The organism is Rhodococcus sp. ARC_M12, from assembly GCF_022810385.1.
GTDB lineage: Bacteria > Actinomycetota > Actinomycetes > Mycobacteriales > Mycobacteriaceae > Rhodococcoides > Rhodococcoides navarretei.
Genome location: NZ_JALGQI010000008.1, coordinates 243238 through 258209, shown reverse-complemented (window position 1 = coordinate 258209; position 14972 = coordinate 243238). Strand labels below are relative to the sequence as shown.

The window sequence follows — 14972 nt, the reverse complement described above, 5'->3', positions numbered from 1 at the left end:
ACCACTGTTCGAGCAGCACACCAGCCCCGAGGATGCCCAGGACCGCCCCGGATCCAGCAACCCCGGCCCACACACCTACAGCGCGGCCGCGATGCGCCGGTGGAAATCCCGCGGTCAGTATCGACAGGGTAGAGGGCATGACCAGCGCCGCACCCGCCCCAGCCAACGCGCGAGCAGCGATCAGCCACGCCGGGTCGGCGAGAAACAAGGGCAATGCCGACGCGAAAGCGAACAACGCCAACCCCGCCACGAGCACCCCCCGGCGACCGTACCGGTCACCGATCGCACCGGCAGGCAGAACGAAGCACGCCAAAACCAACGTATAACCGTCGACTATCCAGGTCAGTTGAGCTTGCGTCGCCCCTGTCGCGACCGCGATCTGGGGCAACGCTGAATACAATGCTGCCATTGCGGCCACCACCAACGCGACTGCCATGCACGACACAATCAACATCCACCACTGGGCACCGCTCCATCGAGCGACGCTGGCAGAGTCGGATCTACGTTCGTTCAACGGCCAGCCTCCCAGTTCGAGACTGATCGTCTCGGTACGAGACTATTAGTATCATAACTTTGCGGGTGTGACAGAATGGTCAAGCGAGGACATGTCTTGTCAGTCAAATGGAGCGGAGCCCGTTCATGGTCGACCCTCTCGTTGCAGCCGAGGGCCCGGCCGACCCCCGGCTGGCGCGCTCACGTAACCGGTTACTCGAAGCGGCGGGCCAGCTGCTGGCCACCGGCGGTGTCGAGGCGGTCACCGTGGAGGCGGTCACCCGCATGTCGAAGGTTGCACGTGCCACGCTGTACCGCCACTTCGGAAGTACCACTGACCTGCTTGCTGCAACCTTCGAGCGACTACTCCCCCCAGTCGACACCGATATCGATACCGGTCCGCTACGTGAACGTCTGATTTCGTTGCTCACCACCCAAGCCGACCTCATCGACCAAGCTCCCGTGCAGATGACCACGCTGGCCTGGCTGGCAATGGGACCCGTCAACAGCGGCGACGCCAGCCGGCGCGATCTCGATCCTGGCGCGGTGGTCTCGCTTCGGGCCCGTGTCATAGAGCAATACCGCAAGTCCCTGGATCAGATCCTGACGGCCCCTGACGCCCGCGCTGTACTCGGCGAGATCGACACCACCTTCGCCCTCATTCAGCTCCTCGGACCGATAGTGTTCGCTCGCCTCACAGGACTGCGCCACATCCACGCCGACGACTGCATCCAAATCGTCGACAACTTTCTCGCCGCCCATGCCGCAAGTGTCCGATCGAGCACTTCGCGCGACAACAGCCGTCCACGGCCGGCCGCGACGCTAGACCCGCAGCTCACCGACGGCCAATAAAACTTGATGCGAAATTTCACCATCAATGCGCTATCCAGTCAGGGATCGCAGCGCTCACTGGATACGGCCGGACGTGTGCTCGAGAACTCGGAGTTGCACTGCAGTGCACTTCTGACATCGTGCAGCCGTCTTCTGAAACTGACAGCCGCGCCACACCTCGAGCCGGCGCAGCAGGAAGATCAGCCCGAGCCCGACGAACGCCAGAATCAGCGGCACCACGTCGAGGTTGTCGGTGTAGAAGAACGCGATGATCGCCAGTGCACCCACATCGTCCGCAACCGCGAGGGTGAGCAGGAAGATGCGCAGCCGGGCAGCCTTCTTCGGTCCGAGGACGGCGAGTGCCCCGAGCAGGAACGCGGTGTCGGTGGAGATGACGACGCCCCACGCCTGAGCGGCCGGGCCGGAAGGATTGAAGGCGAGGAACAGCAACGCCGGTGCTGCCAGGCCGGCAACGGCGGCGACGATCGGTATCGCGGCACGGGATCGGTCGGTGAGCTCACCCATCGCGAACTCGCGCTTGACCTCGAGACCGACGACGAAGAAGAACAACGCCATGAGTCCGTCGTTGACCCAGTGCGCGAGGTCGAGGGAGATGCCGTGCTCGCCGATGGTGACCGACAGCTCGGTGTGCCAGAACGATTGGTAGGTCTCGCCGAAGGGCGAGTTGGCCCAGATCAGCGCGATCAGTGTCGCCGCGAGCAGAAAGCCTGCCGCCAGGGTCTCGCTGTTCTTCTCGCCGCGAGCCCGCGAGATCCGTTCGACGAACCGTGCCATCGGCCGAGTCGTCGGCGTGATCTGATCTGCCATCTTCCGGCCCGGATCCTCTCGGAGAGTGGTTGTGAAGCAGTCTGTACCAACGCGAGCGTCGACGGTTTGCTTCCTCGCAGGTGACAGGCCCGCAGAGTAACGTTATTGCGCTGTCGAACCCACCGCACGACGGGAGAGATGTGTACGACATATTCGACGAACGGCATTAGTCCGCCCATAAACGGGAATACGAGTCCGACTCACCCCTGCCACGAAGGAACATCCATGCGTGATTTCATCTGCCGCAAATGCGGACAGAAGCTGTCGTTCGAGAACTCACTGTGTCTGAGCTGCTCGAGTGCACTCGGCTTCCATCTGCCGAGCAGAGCCCTGCTGGTGCTCCCCGACAAGGCGGACGACGGGGTCGCCGAGGCAGAGGTGGACGGTGCCACGTGGAAGATGTGCGCCAACCTCAACACCGCGCGGTGCAACTGGCTGGTCGACACCGCCGACACCGACGATCTCTGCGTCTCCTGCCGGCTCACCCGCACTCGCCCCGCCGACGACGACGTGGACGCGATGGCTGCCTACGCCGACGCCGAGACCAACAAGCGTCGCGTCGTCCTCGAACTCACCGAACTGGGACTGCCCATCGTCGGCCGGGACGAGGACGAGACGACCGGTCTGGTGTTCGACCTACTCTCCAGCGCCGACCAGCAGGTGATGACCGGCCACGACAACGGACTGATCACCCTCGATCTGGCCGAGGGCGACGACGTGCACCGCGAGCAGCTACGAGTGGCGATGTCGGAGCCGTACCGCACACTCGTCGGACACTTCCGGCACGAGATCGGCCACTACTACCAGATGGTGTTGGTCGGAAACGGCGAACATCGCGCGGCGTTCGAGGAACTGTTCGGCGATCCCGATTCGAGCTACCAGGACGCTCTCGATCGCCACTACAGCGAAGGTGCGCCCGACGGCTGGGAAGACAACTACGTCTCGTCCTACGCCACCATGCACCCCGCCGAGGACTGGGCCGAGACCTTCGCGCACTACCTGCACATTCGCGACACCCTCGACACGGCCGCTGCGTTCGGCATGGCCCCGGCCGGTTCGACGCTGGAGAGCCCGCTGCCGGGTGATGTCGGCTTCGATCAGATCATCGACTGGTGGCTGCCGTTGTCGTGGGCGTTGAACCAGATCAACCGCTCGATGGGCCACCAGGACCTCTATCCGTTCGTGCTGCCGGCGACCGTCGTGAAGAAAATCGGGTACGTGCACTCGCTGATTGCACCCAGCACCCTCTGACGCCCGCTAACGGTCGTTGAGCTTTGCCATCAGGGGCGTATCCTGTGTTGTCGGCACACCGCCGATGCCGGGGTACGCCCCTGATCGGTAACAGGACGCGTGCAGGAGCAGGACGAGGTGACGACCATCAGCGAGCAGACAGTGGATTCGACGGGCACTTGCCCGCCGGTCACCGATTTCGAGCTGAGTCGACGGTTGGCCGAGGTTGCCGAAAAGCTGCGGCGCCAGCATTCCGATCCGGATCGAGTTCTGGCCGTCATCACCGAGTCCGCGGTGGCGAACGTCCCGTCTGCTGAGTTCGCGTCCATCACCACCGTGCTGCAGGGCAAGTTCGTACACAGCGCCGCGTTGTCGGGAGAACCCGCCGGCCACTGCGACAAGATCCAGGAGCAGCTGGGCGAGGGACCGTGCCTCGAATCGGCGATCGAACAGACGACCATCAGAATCGACGACATGGACAGCGACACCCGCTGGCCACTGTTCGCCGACGCGGCGTCCGCGGTCGGGGTCAAGAGCATGATCTGCTTCCAGCTCTACGTCGAGGGAGTCAACTTCGGCGCACTGAACCTGCATTCCACCCGTACCAACGCGTTCACTGCCGAGGCCGAGTCGATCGGCTCGCTGTTCGCTGCGCACGCGGCCATCGCGTTCTCCGCCGCACGCGAGGAACAACAGATCCGGGCCGCGTTGACGAGCCGAGATCTGATCGGTCAGGCCAAGGGCATGCTGATGGAGCGGTACAACCTGAACTCGCAAGCGGCATTTGCTTTGCTGGCCAAGCTGTCTCAGGACACCAACGTCAAACTCGCCGACCTCGCCGAAAGGCTGGTCATCGACGCAGCGAAGTCGACCGACTGAGACCCGTCGACAGGATCGAGCCCGGTCAGCGCACGTCGAGGCCGTCGGTGCTCGCGACCGACACCGCCGGACCGTCCGAGGCGACGAACACCTCGATCCGAACGTCCTCGTCCAGGTAGCGGCTGAGCAACGCCAATCCTGGTGTGGCAGCAATGATCTCGTGGACTCGATCGCCCGGGAGCGGATAGTCGTCCACGTCGTGGCGCCAATGTGCCGCCACCAGGGTGCCGCCGACCTCCAGGTGTTCGACAGCTCGGGCCATCGCGGACGTCAGGTCGTCGGCATCGAGGTAGTACCCGACCTCGCTGACGACGATCAGATCGAACATCTCCGCGGATGCGGGCAAGGTCGACCAGTCGTCCGAAAGAGACCACCGCGCGAATTCGACTGCGGCAGTGTCGCCGACGCGCCTACGCGCGGAATCGAGGGCGCTGTCCACCACATCGGTGGACACCACGTGGTCGCACCGGGCCGCCAGCTGCTGGGTGAGCACACCGATGGAGCAGCCGGGTTCGAGTGCGCGCCGATAGTGCGGCTTCGGCAGCGATGCCAGGGTCAGGGCGTATTTACGACGCTCGTACCACTTGCTGTCCAGCATGAACGGATCGTCCTTCACCGCATACACGGTGCGGAAGTACTCGGGTCCGAGACTGCTGCGAGAACCCTGGCTCACGCGAACACCACCTCGAACGGTCGACGGTATCGAGCGAGAACGTGCGGCGGCAACACCGCTCGATCCGCGGGGTGATCGGACAGGGGGCGAATCTGAGAATCGAACTGCTCGATCGACGCTCGCTTGGCCTCGAGTGTGTGGGCGGGGAGATCGATCCGGCGACTGCGGGTCCACGGCACGGCAGGATGATCGGGGGTTGCCCAGTGCCACATCCAGATCGGATACTCCACCACCGGTATCCCGACGGCGCTCGCCGCGGTGAGGCAGGCACGTGCGGTGGCTTCGTGGTCGGGATGGCCGTCCCCGCGCCAGGGCGTCAGGCACCACGTACCGGGAGTGGCGTCGAGCAGCGGTATCAGTGCATCGGCCACCGCACCCTCGTGGTCCTCGACCGTACCGTCGGCGATCTGTAAACGCGTCGGAGAGTGGTCGATTCCCAACTCGGCCAACGCACGCTCGGACTCCACGGGGCGTCGTGTCCGAAGGTCCTGCGCCGTCACGGACGGGGATCCGGGGTGAGAGCCGTCACCGTCGGTGACTGCGACCACCCGAACGTCCACCCCTGCTGCCGCAGCCAGGGACAGCAGGCCGCCGACACCGAGTACCTCGTCGTCCGGGTGCGGGGCGACCACAACCATGGTGACGACGTCCTTCCAGTCCAAGCCCGGGATGGACCAGTCGGCCGACATCCAGTCCGACTCGGCGGTGCCGACGTCGACCTCGGCGTCGAATGCGTTCTCTACCATGGGTTGTTCTCTTCGGCGATGTCGTGCCCGAGAGCTTCGAGATCGCGTTCGGCGTGGCTCTGCCTCAGATAGACGGTGAGATCTGCGACGCGCTGCGCGTGTTCGGCGTCGCCGCACAGTGGGCCGGCACCGAGGGCGCGGCCGACGCGGTCGATGCATTGTGTCGCCGCGTCCTCGACCACCGCGCGCACGACGCGGGCTCGGGTTCGGGCTCGCCCGGAGCGGTCGAACGGATCCGCGTCCACTTCGGCTGCAGCAGTGGTCAGTGCGCTCGACGCTGCCCCGAGGGCCGCCGCGATGGCGCCGAGATGGGCAGCGCGGTGCGGGTCCGGCCGGTCGCGGACGGCGGCGTGCAGCGTGTCCGCCACCGCGCACGCGCTACCGAACCAGGCTGCCGACACACCGATTGCCCCGTGCCAGAAGCCCGGCCGGGTGAGGTAGTCGGTCGGTCCGCCGACCGCGACGGCGGGGACACTGTCGAATGCGACCGAACCGGAATCGCTCTTGCTCATCCCCACCGCATGCCACGTGTCGGGAACCGGAGTTGCACCCGGATGGGTCAGATCGACGGCGAACAGCCGCGGACTTCCCTCCACCCGGGCCGTCACCAACGCATGCGTGCACAGTGACGCACCCGAGCACCACGGTTTGGTCCCGGTGAGAACCCAGCCCGAATCGTCCAGTACCGCTTCGAGAATCGGCGCAGGCGGTTCCGCGGCCCACACTCCCCAGATCTGCCCACGCTGTGGCGTCGGGCCGTCGAGTTCGTGCAGGATCGCGATCGCGTCGGTGTGCGCCTCGGACCACCGGCCCAGCACCGTGTTGTGCCGGCTCAGCGCGGCGAGCGATTGCCAACGCAGATCGGTGTATCCCGAGCCGGGCAGCGCCAGGTCGAGACGCCCGTCCGCCTCGAACGCCAAGAACGCGGCGCGCAGCCCCGTATCGAGGTTTGCTCGGTCGGTGGATTCGAGAAAACCGGTCTCGCTCATGCGGTGGGCTCCAGGGAACGTAGGAATCCGGCCATGCCGTCGGGCGCTCTGCCGCGCAGGCGCCCCGACGTCGTGACCGGAATGTCGCACACCCGACGGCACACGATGCCGCCGAGCTCGAGGCGTCGGACCAGATCGTGGTCCTCGCCGGTGGTCAAAGGCGCGAATCCGCCGACGGAGAGATAGTCCGTCGCCCGGACCCCGAGGTTGGCCCCGTGGACGTGTGGGTGACCGACCTCGTGTCGATACTGCGCGTCGTACGACGACCGAAGGGCAACATCCTCCCGGAAGCGATCCTCGAAGTCGACGACCACCGTTCCTGCCACTGCCCGAGCGCCCTCGGCGGCATGCCGGAGATGACCGAGCAGCCAGTCCTCACCCACCCGGGTGTCGGCATCGGTGGTGGCGAACCAGGTGGTTGCTCCGTGCTCGGTGCCGCACGCCGAGAAGCCCGCTGCCCGGGCCGCTCCGACGTTGCGGTGAGCTACTTCCATCGTCGACACGAACGGGTGGCGTGCGGTGATGCTCGCAGAATCGTCGGTGCACGCGTCGAGCACCACGATCGTGGAAACGGGGACCGAGGCCACCTCGACGACGCGACGCTGCGCTCGAGACAGGGCGGTCAGGCACGCGTCGAGCAGATCCTGCTCGTTGTGCGCCGGTACGACGACGACGATGTGGCTGACGGGAGTACGGGGGAAAGCATCGGAGATCACGGTCCACCCTCTTCGGACACCGGACAGGAGAGGTCCGTTTCGGAATCCGCCGGTGTCTGGACGGGATGTGCTTCCCCTGCACATACCCGTTCCCCGGCTGCCGACACATGCGCTGCGGCCTGGTCCGACAGCGCCCGGGACCGGTTGCGGGAACATACTCGTACTCGAGGTTTCTTTCGCCCGTTTCGTCGATATCCGATTAGCAAATGTCGGGGCGGTGTGTGTTAATGGGCGTTGCCCTGGATAGCACTGTTCGTGGGCATCGCGACACAGTACGAAGGATGGTCGGGTTACATGGCATCACCGGTCCGCACACGCAGATTCGCCCGTATCGGCGCGATCGTTGCAGGTACAGCCCTCGCGGCGTCCGCCGCATTCGGTTCGGCACAGGCCGCCCCGCTGTGGCCGGGCGGGCCCGACATCTCCATCCCCGGCATGCCGGGATCTTCGGCTCCCGCGGTGCCTGCACCCGCGCAGCCTCTCGTTCCGCAGCTCGCGCCGGCGAACTTCGCCGATCCGAGCATCAGCCCGTCCGGCGGCGAGGTCGTCGGAGTTGCGCAGCCCATCGCCATTCGCTTCGACGAGGCCATCGGCGATCGCGATGCCGCGCTCCGCGCCATCCGCGTCACGACGAACCCGTCCGTCGACGGACACTTCTACTGGATCAACGACAGCCAGGTCCGGTGGCTGCCCAACGAGTTCTACCCGGCGCACACCCAGGTGACCGTCGAGGCAGGTGGCGCGAAGGCCGAGTTCTCCACCGGCGACTCGATCATCACCACGGCCGACGACAACACCAAGCAGATCACCGTCACCCGCAACGGCGAGGTCGTCCGCACCATGCCCACCTCGATGGGCAAGGTCGGCCACGAGACCCCGAACGGCACCTACATCGTCGGCGAGCGATTCCGCGACATGTACATGGACTCGTCCACCTACGGCGTGCCCGTGGACTCCGAGGAGGGTTACCGCACGTACGTCGAGTACGCGACGCGCATCTCCTACAGCGGCATCTTCGTACACGCGGCCCCGTGGTCGGAATCGCAGCAGGGCTACTCCAACGCCTCGCACGGCTGCCTCAACGTCAGCACCGAAGACGGCAAGTGGTTCTTCGAGAACGCCCAGAAGGGCGATCCCGTCGTCATCGTCAACACCGACGGCGGCACCCTCAGCGGATCCGACGGCCTGGGAGACTGGAACCGTTAGAGCGGCTTCGCCGCACGTGCACGGAACTTCGACCCCTGCTACGAAGTTCCGCTCACATAGGTCGCTCTGTGACTCGGTTCGACCAGCCGATCCTCAATCTGTCTCGTCAGTCAGCGAACGGCAACGCCCATTCCGTACGCGGCCCGGTAGAACCACAACCAGTACGGTGCTCGTCTCTACCCCTCCGCACCTCAGCTGACCAACAGTTGCTCCCGAAGGATGTCCGCGTGGCCGCAGTGGTGAGCGAGCTCGCGAAGAACTTGTAGGTAGACCCACCGGACCGTACGCGGACCAGCACGGTGGCCGGTCACGACCTCATCGAGAGAGAGTTTTTCTACCGCGGTCCGGGCACTCCCGCACGCAACCCGGTAGCTCTCCATCACAGTGGACGCGGTGTCTGCGACGTCGAGGCGAAAGGACTCCTCCGGGCTCTGTACCAAACCGAGTTCCAGACGCGACGTCCCACCGATACATTCCTCGAACCACACCCGCTGCATCCACGTGACGTGCTTGACCAACCCGAGCAACGTCGTAGCGGACGGCACCAGACGGCGGCAGACCTGCTCTTCGGTCAGACCATCGAGAATGACCTCGAGATCGCTGCGGTACTCCTCGACGAACGCATCGAGCTGCGTCCGCTCATCGGCAAGTCCTACGTCGAACGTGCCCATCATCGTCTCCTGTCATGTTCAGAATCAACGACACCCGCCGCGCACGTTACTGCACCACTGCGCAGCATTTGGTCTGCCCGACGGTGAACGTTGGGGCTCAGTTCACCAATCGTTAGCCGCGACTGAGCACAGTCCTCGCGGTGAGTGCAACAACCGAACGAGTGCTGCCCACGGCCAGGAAGAAGAGCTTCTTCTCGCGGCCGTGGACCGACTACGCACTGTTCCTGATTCTGGTGGGCCCCAACCTGGTTCTGCTGGGTGTGTTCACGTATCGGCCGCTGGTCGAGAACTTCCAGTTCTCCTTCTTCGACTGGAACCTGTCCTCGCCCACCTCCACGTTCGTCGGCTTCGACAACTACCGCGAGTGGGCGTCTCGCGAGGACACCTGGCAGATCGTCGGCAACACCGTCGTGTTCACGGTCGCCGCAGTGGTGGGCTCACTGGTTCTCGGCCTGGTGCTCGCGCTGCTGCTCGATCGAAAGCTCAGGGGCCGCAACTTCGTTCGCTCCGCAGTCTTCGCCCCGTACGTCGTCTCGGGGGCCGCAATCGGCATCGCGTTCCAGTTCGTCTTCGACCCCAACTTCGGACTCGTTCAGGACCTGATGCGACGCCTCGACCTCGGTGCGGTCCCGGATTTCTATCAGGACCCCAAGTGGGCCATGGTCATGATCACCGTGACGTACCTGTGGAAGAACCTGGGCTACACCTTCGTCATCTACCTCGCGGCCCTGCAGGGTGTGCGTAAGGAGCTGATGGAAGCGGCCGAGATCGATCAGGCGAGCCGCTGGACCACCTTCCGCAAAGTGCTTCTGCCGCAACTACGTCCGACGACGTTCTTCCTGTCGATCACAGTGCTGCTCAATTCGCTCCAGGTTTTCGACATCATCAACGTGATGACGCGCGGAGGTCCGCTGGGCACCGGCACCACCACGATGGTCTACCAGGTCTACGAGGAGACGTTCCGCAACTTCCGAGCCGGCTACGGTGCCACCGTCGCGACGATCCTGTTCCTCGTGCTGTTGATCGTCACTCTCGTGCAGGTACGAATCATGGATCGAGACGATCAGCGATGACTGTGACCGACAAGCGTCCGACGGCCACGCCGGAGAAGGCGCCCGGGCCGCGCGACCAGCAACGTGCGCGTCGTAGCGCGAACATCCTCGGATACGCCGCCATGGTCGCCGTCCTGCTGATGATCGGGCTGCCACTGTTCTGGATCCTGATCACCTCCTTCAAGGATCGACCGGACATCTACGTCCAGCCGGTCACGTGGTGGCCCAGCGTGTTTCACCCGCAGAACTACGACGAGGCGACGACGGAGGTGCCGTTCTTCACCTACCTGCGCAACTCCATCATCATCACCACGGCCGTGTCGTCCATCAAGTTCGTTCTCGGGGTTCTGAGCGCCTACGGTCTGGTGTTCCTGCGCTTCCCGGGCAAGAACATCGTCTTTCTCGTCATCATCGCCGCGCTGATGGTGCCCAATCAGATCACCGTCATCTCCAACTACTCGCTCATCTCCGAACTGGGGTGGCGGAATTCGTTCCAGGGCATCATCATTCCACTGGCCGGCGTCGCCTTCGGTACCTTCCTGATGCGTAATCACTTCCTGTCGCTGCCGCCGGAGATCATCGAAGCCGCGCGGATGGACGGTGCCGGACCGGTACGGCTGATGTTCCGGGTGATCCTGCCGCTGTCGGGCCCGACCATGGTGGCGTTCGCGATCATCACCATCGTCAACGAATGGAACGAATACCTCTGGCCGTTCCTGATGTCCGACGACTCGTCCGTCGCCCCGCTGCCGGTCGGGTTGACGCTGCTCCAGAACAGCGAGGGCTACACCAACTGGGGCGCAGTGATGGCCGCGACGGTACTGACCATTCTGCCCATCCTTCTCGTCTTTCTCGTCCTGCAACGCCACATGATCAAGGGCCTCACCTCCGGTGCGGTCAAGGGCTGATTCACCTCACTATCAGGAGTCGAACACCATGGCACACATCATCAATCGGCGTGGCTTCCTCACGCTCACCGGTGCAGCTGCGGCTGCCGCTGCCCTCGCGGCGTGCAGCGGCCCAGGATCGGGCGGGTCGGGCGGCGAGGCTGTCGAAGGCGATGCGAACACGATCAACTTCTGGTCGAACCACCCGGGCAAGTCCCAGGAGTTCGAGAAGGAACTGATCTCGCGTTTCCAGGCCGAGAACCCCGGCCTGACGGTGAATCTCATCGACGGTGGCAAGAACTACGAGGAGGTGTCGCAGAAGTTCAACGCGGCGCTCTCCGGTAACGATGTACCCGACGTGGTCGTGCTCTCGGACGTTTGGTGGTTCAACTACGCCCTCACCGGTGCGATCGAGCCGCTCGACAAGCACTTCTCCGCAGCAGGCGTCGACCAGTCCGATTACGTGGATTCACTGCTGGCGGACTACAACTGGAACGGCAACCACTGGGCGTTGCCGTACGCGCGCTCGACGCCGCTGTTCTACTACAACAAGGCCGTCTGGCAGCAGGCCGGGCTCCCCGATCGCGGACCGGCCACCTGGCAGGAATTCGACGAGTGGGGCCCGCGCATCCAGGCCGTCGTCGGAGACGGCAAGCTCGCGCACGGCTGGGGCAACGCCGTCGACTATCTCGGGTGGACGTTCGAGGGACCGATCTGGACGTTCGGCGGATCGTACTCCGATCAGTTCGAGCTGAAGTTCGACGACCCCAATACCATTGCGGCAGGCAAGTTCCTGCAGGACATGATTCATACGAAGAAGTACGCCGCGGTCTCCAACGACATCGCCAACGACTTCGCCGCGGGCATCCTCGCGTCCACCATCGCCTCCACCGGCGACCTGTCCACCATCAAGGCCGGTGCCGCGTTCGAGTTCGGCACTGCCTTCCTGCCGGCCACCGACGGCACCCCCGGCTGCCCGACGGGTGGCGCGGGCCTTGCCATCCCGGCCAAGATCTCGGACGAGCGAAAGGTGAACGCACTCAGGTTCATCGACTTCGTCACCAACGGTGCCAACACCGCGTACTTCTCCCAGAACACCGGCTACATGCCGGTCCGCAAGTCTGCGCAGCAGGATCCGTCGGAGATCGCGTTCCTCGAGGCGAACCCCAACGCGAAGACGGCCGTGGACCAATTGGCGCTGACCCGATCACAGGATTACGCCCGCGTGTTCGTTCCCGGCGGCGACAAGATCATCGGTAGTGGACTCGAGCAGATCGCGCTGCAGAATGCCGATGTGGCAACCACATTCGCGTCCGTCTCGGATCAGTTGCAGCAGATCATCGACCGCCAGATCACCCCGAAGCTGCCGAAGTAATGGCGGCCGTTCACTACGTCGGTGTCTCGCATCGGTACCCGGGAGCCGATGCGCTCGCTGTCGATAACCTCGAACTCGACATCGCGGACGGTGAATTCATCGTTCTCGTCGGACCTTCGGGCTGCGGGAAGTCGACGAGTCTGCGGATGCTCGCCGGTCTCGAATCCGTCGAAAGCGGTCACATCGACATCGGCGGAGTGGACGTCACCTCGCTGGCACCGCGGGCCAGGGACGTGGCGATGGTGTTCCAGAACTACGCGCTGTACCCCAACATGACCGTCGGCGACAACATGGGCTTCGCGCTGCGCAACGCCGGAATGAGCAAGTCCGACACCGCCGCCCGAGTCCTCGATGCGGCGAAGATGCTCGAGCTCGAGCCGCTGCTCGGTCGCAAGCCCGGCAAGCTCTCGGGCGGGCAGCGTCAGCGAGTGGCGATGGGGCGCGCCATCGTGCGTCAGCCCAAGGTGTTCTGCATGGACGAGCCATTGTCCAACCTCGACGCCAAGCTGCGGGTGTCGACCAGAGCCCAGATCGCCGGGCTGCAGCGACGATTGGGCACCACGACGGTGTACGTCACCCACGATCAGGTCGAGGCCATGACCATGGGTGATCGTGTTGCCGTCCTGCTGGACGGAAAGCTGCAGCAGATCGCCGCGCCGCGGGAGTTGTACGACAATCCCGTCAACACGTTCGTCGCCGGATTCATCGGGTCACCCGGAATGAATCTGGTCGACGCCCCCGTGCGCGACGGTGCGGCCGTACTCGGTGAGTTGCGCATTCCCGTCCCGGCCTCGGCGGGCGAGCGCGTCGTCGTCGGCGTGCGACCGGAATCATGGGACCTGGTGGGTGATGGGGCCGGCCTGCAGCTGACCGTCGAGCTGATCGAGGAACTGGGTGCGGAGTCGTTTATCTACGCTTCCGCACCCGCCGCGGTCGATGGATGGACCACGGCATCCGGGAGGATGTCGGTCCGAGTCGATCGCAAGCTGTCGATCGCACTGGCCGAAACCATTCGACTGGTTCCCCGGCTCGACGAGTTGTTCTTCTTCGACTCCGTTACCGGCCTGCGGTTGTCCTGACTGGCTCACCCAGATCGACTGGGAGAGTAGCCCATCCGTGCAATACGCGGGTGTTGCGTCGGGTTCCCTCGCCTGCCGACCGCAGGTGAGGGAACCGATCGAACAGGGTCTTGAGTCCCACTTCGGATTCGGCTTTGGCCAGTGCCGCGCCGAGGCAGTAGTGGCGTCCGCCCGAGAACGACAGGTGCTTACCGGCATTGGCACGGGTGACGTCGAAGCGATTGGGGTCCTCGAACACCAGCGGATCCCGATTGGCACCGGCCAGCACCAGCACGACGAGCTTGCCCTCGTGCACCGTCACGCCCTCGACCTCGACGTCGTGCTTTGCCATACGGGCCGTGAGCTGTACGGGAGACTCCATCCGCAACATCTCGTCGATCGCAGTGGGCCAGTGCGATGGATCCTGTTGCAACACGGCCAGTTGATCGGGATGGTCGAGCAGCAACCGGATTCCGCTGCCGAGGAGGTTGACCGTCGTCTCGAATCCCGCCGCCAGCACCAAACCGGCAGTGGCCCTGAGCTCTTCGTCGTTGAGGCCGATGCCCTCGTCCTTCGCGGCGATCAACTGACTCATCAGATCGTCGCCGGGATTGCGGCGCAACTCCGCGATGTGTTGCGACAGCCAGGCGTCGAACCCGATCAGCCCACGCTCGACCTGCTTGAACTGAGACCACGACAATCCGATGTCGAGACTGGGTGCGGCCATCTCGCCGAACTCGAGAACTCGTTGATTGTCCTCCTCGGGTACGCCGAGGATGCGCCCGATGACCGCGACCGGCAGTCGCGCGCAATAGCGATCGCCGATGTCGACGACCGGCGAGCCGTCGGACAGCTCGTCGAGCAGGGCATCGGCCGTTTCCTGCACCTGATCGCGCATCTTCTTCACCGCGCGGGCAGTGAAGACCGAGGAGACCAGCTTGCGGTACCTGGTGTGGTTCGGCGGTTCGACCGACAGCAGTGAGGGCGGCAGGATCGGGTGTAGTGCGCCGGATCTGGTGTGCTCCTCGACCCACCGCATCGGACCGGGAAGGGTCGCACCGAGCTGAGTGACCCGGAAGTCGTCCGAGCGCAGCAGGTCGAATGCCACCCGGTGATGCACGGTGATGTTCGAGATCCGAGTCTTCACCAGCGGTGCGGTGGCGCGCAGCTTCTCGTAGACCGGCGTCGGATTGGCTCGCGTCGCGGGATCGGCCACCAGCATCGCCTGCGGATCGCCCGCGGCCGCTGCTCGTTTGGCCGCGAACCTGATGACCCCGTGCGCTGCGAGCCATCGTACGAATTCCCTCATCCGAACAGTCCTCCCCGTTGTGTCCCCCAG

Annotated in this window: 15 protein-coding genes and 1 pseudogene; 8 read left to right on the top strand and 8 right to left on the bottom strand. The window is 64.6% G+C overall.

Going from position 1 to position 14972, the window contains the following annotated elements:
* The coding region (locus tag MTX35_RS12805; RefSeq protein ID WP_374230286.1) for an MFS transporter at positions 1-436 on the bottom strand (436 nt) is incomplete at its 3' end.
* Between the two features lie 203 nt (positions 437-639).
* Between MTX35_RS12805 and MTX35_RS12800 the strand changes: the two genes are divergently transcribed.
* Positions 640-1344, top strand: a complete 705-nt coding sequence (locus tag MTX35_RS12800) for a TetR/AcrR family transcriptional regulator (RefSeq protein WP_243595317.1) — start codon at positions 640-642, stop codon at positions 1342-1344.
* Positions 1345-1464: 120 nt separating this feature from the next.
* Here MTX35_RS12800 and MTX35_RS12795 read toward each other — a convergent pair.
* Positions 1465-2151: pseudogene (locus tag MTX35_RS12795) on the bottom strand (Na+/H+ antiporter NhaA); the annotation flags it as partial.
* A 225-nt stretch (positions 2152-2376) separates the two neighbouring features.
* Between MTX35_RS12795 and MTX35_RS12790 the strand changes: the two are divergent.
* On the top strand, positions 2377-3402 hold the full coding sequence (locus tag MTX35_RS12790) for a putative zinc-binding metallopeptidase (RefSeq protein ID WP_243595316.1): 1026 nt from the start codon (positions 2377-2379) through the stop codon (positions 3400-3402).
* Between the two features lie 117 nt (positions 3403-3519).
* Complete coding sequence (locus MTX35_RS12785; RefSeq protein WP_243595315.1) at positions 3520-4260, top strand: GAF and ANTAR domain-containing protein; 741 nt, start codon at positions 3520-3522, stop codon at positions 4258-4260.
* A gap of 25 nt (positions 4261-4285) precedes the next feature.
* Here the strand turns inward: MTX35_RS12785 and MTX35_RS12780 are convergent, their stop codons facing one another.
* From MTX35_RS12780 to MTX35_RS12765, 4 genes are read right to left on the bottom strand one after another with little or no spacing between them, the layout of a single operon-like run.
* Positions 4286-4933, bottom strand: coding sequence for an SAM-dependent methyltransferase (locus tag MTX35_RS12780; protein ID WP_243595314.1), 648 nt, complete (start codon positions 4931-4933; stop codon positions 4286-4288).
* The gene (locus tag MTX35_RS12775; protein ID WP_243595313.1) at positions 4930-5679 is read right to left on the bottom strand and encodes a PIG-L deacetylase family protein; all 750 of its coding nucleotides are present in this window, start codon (positions 5677-5679) and stop codon (positions 4930-4932) included. The genes MTX35_RS12780 and MTX35_RS12775 overlap by 4 nt, the downstream gene beginning before the upstream one ends.
* Positions 5673-6668, bottom strand: coding sequence for an acyl-CoA dehydrogenase family protein (locus tag MTX35_RS12770; RefSeq protein WP_243595312.1), 996 nt, complete (start codon positions 6666-6668; stop codon positions 5673-5675). The genes MTX35_RS12775 and MTX35_RS12770 overlap by 7 nt, the downstream gene beginning before the upstream one ends.
* Positions 6665-7384: a glycosyltransferase family 2 protein gene (locus tag MTX35_RS12765; protein WP_243595311.1), complete on the bottom strand. Its 720-nt coding sequence runs from the start codon at positions 7382-7384 to the stop codon at positions 6665-6667. Before MTX35_RS12765 ends, MTX35_RS12770 begins: the two co-directional genes overlap by 4 nt.
* Before the next feature lie 294 nt (positions 7385-7678).
* On the opposite strand from MTX35_RS12765, the gene MTX35_RS12760 reads away from it, so the two are divergent.
* Complete coding sequence (locus tag MTX35_RS12760; protein ID WP_243595310.1) at positions 7679-8590, top strand: L,D-transpeptidase; 912 nt, start codon at positions 7679-7681, stop codon at positions 8588-8590.
* Between the two features lie 191 nt (positions 8591-8781).
* Here the strand turns inward: MTX35_RS12760 and MTX35_RS12755 are convergent, their stop codons facing one another.
* Positions 8782-9261 carry a DinB family protein gene (locus MTX35_RS12755; protein WP_243595309.1) on the bottom strand — a complete coding sequence of 160 codons (480 nt, stop codon included), beginning with the start codon at positions 9259-9261 and terminating at the stop codon, positions 8782-8784.
* 140 nt (positions 9262-9401) lie between these two features.
* Here MTX35_RS12755 and MTX35_RS12750 point away from each other — a divergent pair, with 140 nt between their 5' ends.
* Genes MTX35_RS12750 through MTX35_RS12735 form a run of 4 tightly spaced genes read left to right on the top strand, consistent with a single transcriptional unit; the run spans position 9402 to position 13654 of the window.
* Entirely contained in the window at positions 9402-10334 is a 933-nt protein-coding gene (locus MTX35_RS12750; RefSeq protein ID WP_243595308.1) for a carbohydrate ABC transporter permease, read from the top strand.
* Positions 10331-11221, top strand: coding sequence for a carbohydrate ABC transporter permease (locus MTX35_RS12745; RefSeq protein WP_243595307.1), 891 nt, complete (start codon positions 10331-10333; stop codon positions 11219-11221). Before MTX35_RS12750 ends, MTX35_RS12745 begins: the two co-directional genes overlap by 4 nt.
* Before the next feature lie 28 nt (positions 11222-11249).
* Positions 11250-12575 carry an ABC transporter substrate-binding protein gene (locus MTX35_RS12740; protein ID WP_243595306.1) on the top strand — a complete coding sequence of 442 codons (1326 nt, stop codon included), beginning with the start codon at positions 11250-11252 and terminating at the stop codon, positions 12573-12575.
* Entirely contained in the window at positions 12575-13654 is a 1080-nt protein-coding gene (locus MTX35_RS12735) for an ABC transporter ATP-binding protein (RefSeq protein WP_243595305.1), read from the top strand. The genes MTX35_RS12740 and MTX35_RS12735 overlap by 1 nt, the downstream gene beginning before the upstream one ends.
* Here MTX35_RS12735 and MTX35_RS12730 read toward each other — a convergent pair.
* Positions 13632-14942, bottom strand: coding sequence for a cytochrome P450 (locus MTX35_RS12730; RefSeq protein WP_243595304.1), 1311 nt, complete (start codon positions 14940-14942; stop codon positions 13632-13634). The two genes, MTX35_RS12735 and MTX35_RS12730, sit on opposite strands and share 23 nt — an antisense overlap.
* Positions 14943-14972: the final 30 nt, after the last annotated feature.

Coding starts and splice junctions, on each gene's coding strand:
- MTX35_RS12760 (WP_243595310.1), top strand. CDS start 7,679: ATGGCATCACCGGTCCGCACACGCAGATTCGCCCGTATCGGCGCGATC.
- MTX35_RS12770 (WP_243595312.1), bottom strand. CDS start 6,668: ATGAGCGAGACCGGTTTTCTCGAATCCACCGACCGAGCAAACCTCGAT.
- MTX35_RS12790 (WP_243595316.1), top strand. CDS start 2,377: ATGCGTGATTTCATCTGCCGCAAATGCGGACAGAAGCTGTCGTTCGAG.
- MTX35_RS12755 (WP_243595309.1), bottom strand. CDS start 9,261: ATGGGCACGTTCGACGTAGGACTTGCCGATGAGCGGACGCAGCTCGAT.
- MTX35_RS12740 (WP_243595306.1), top strand. CDS start 11,250: ATGGCACACATCATCAATCGGCGTGGCTTCCTCACGCTCACCGGTGCA.
- MTX35_RS12735 (WP_243595305.1), top strand. CDS start 12,575: ATGGCGGCCGTTCACTACGTCGGTGTCTCGCATCGGTACCCGGGAGCC.
- MTX35_RS12745 (WP_243595307.1), top strand. CDS start 10,331: ATGACTGTGACCGACAAGCGTCCGACGGCCACGCCGGAGAAGGCGCCC.
- MTX35_RS12800 (WP_243595317.1), top strand. CDS start 640: ATGGTCGACCCTCTCGTTGCAGCCGAGGGCCCGGCCGACCCCCGGCTG.
- MTX35_RS12775 (WP_243595313.1), bottom strand. CDS start 5,679: ATGGTAGAGAACGCATTCGACGCCGAGGTCGACGTCGGCACCGCCGAG.
- MTX35_RS12730 (WP_243595304.1), bottom strand. CDS start 14,942: ATGAGGGAATTCGTACGATGGCTCGCAGCGCACGGGGTCATCAGGTTC.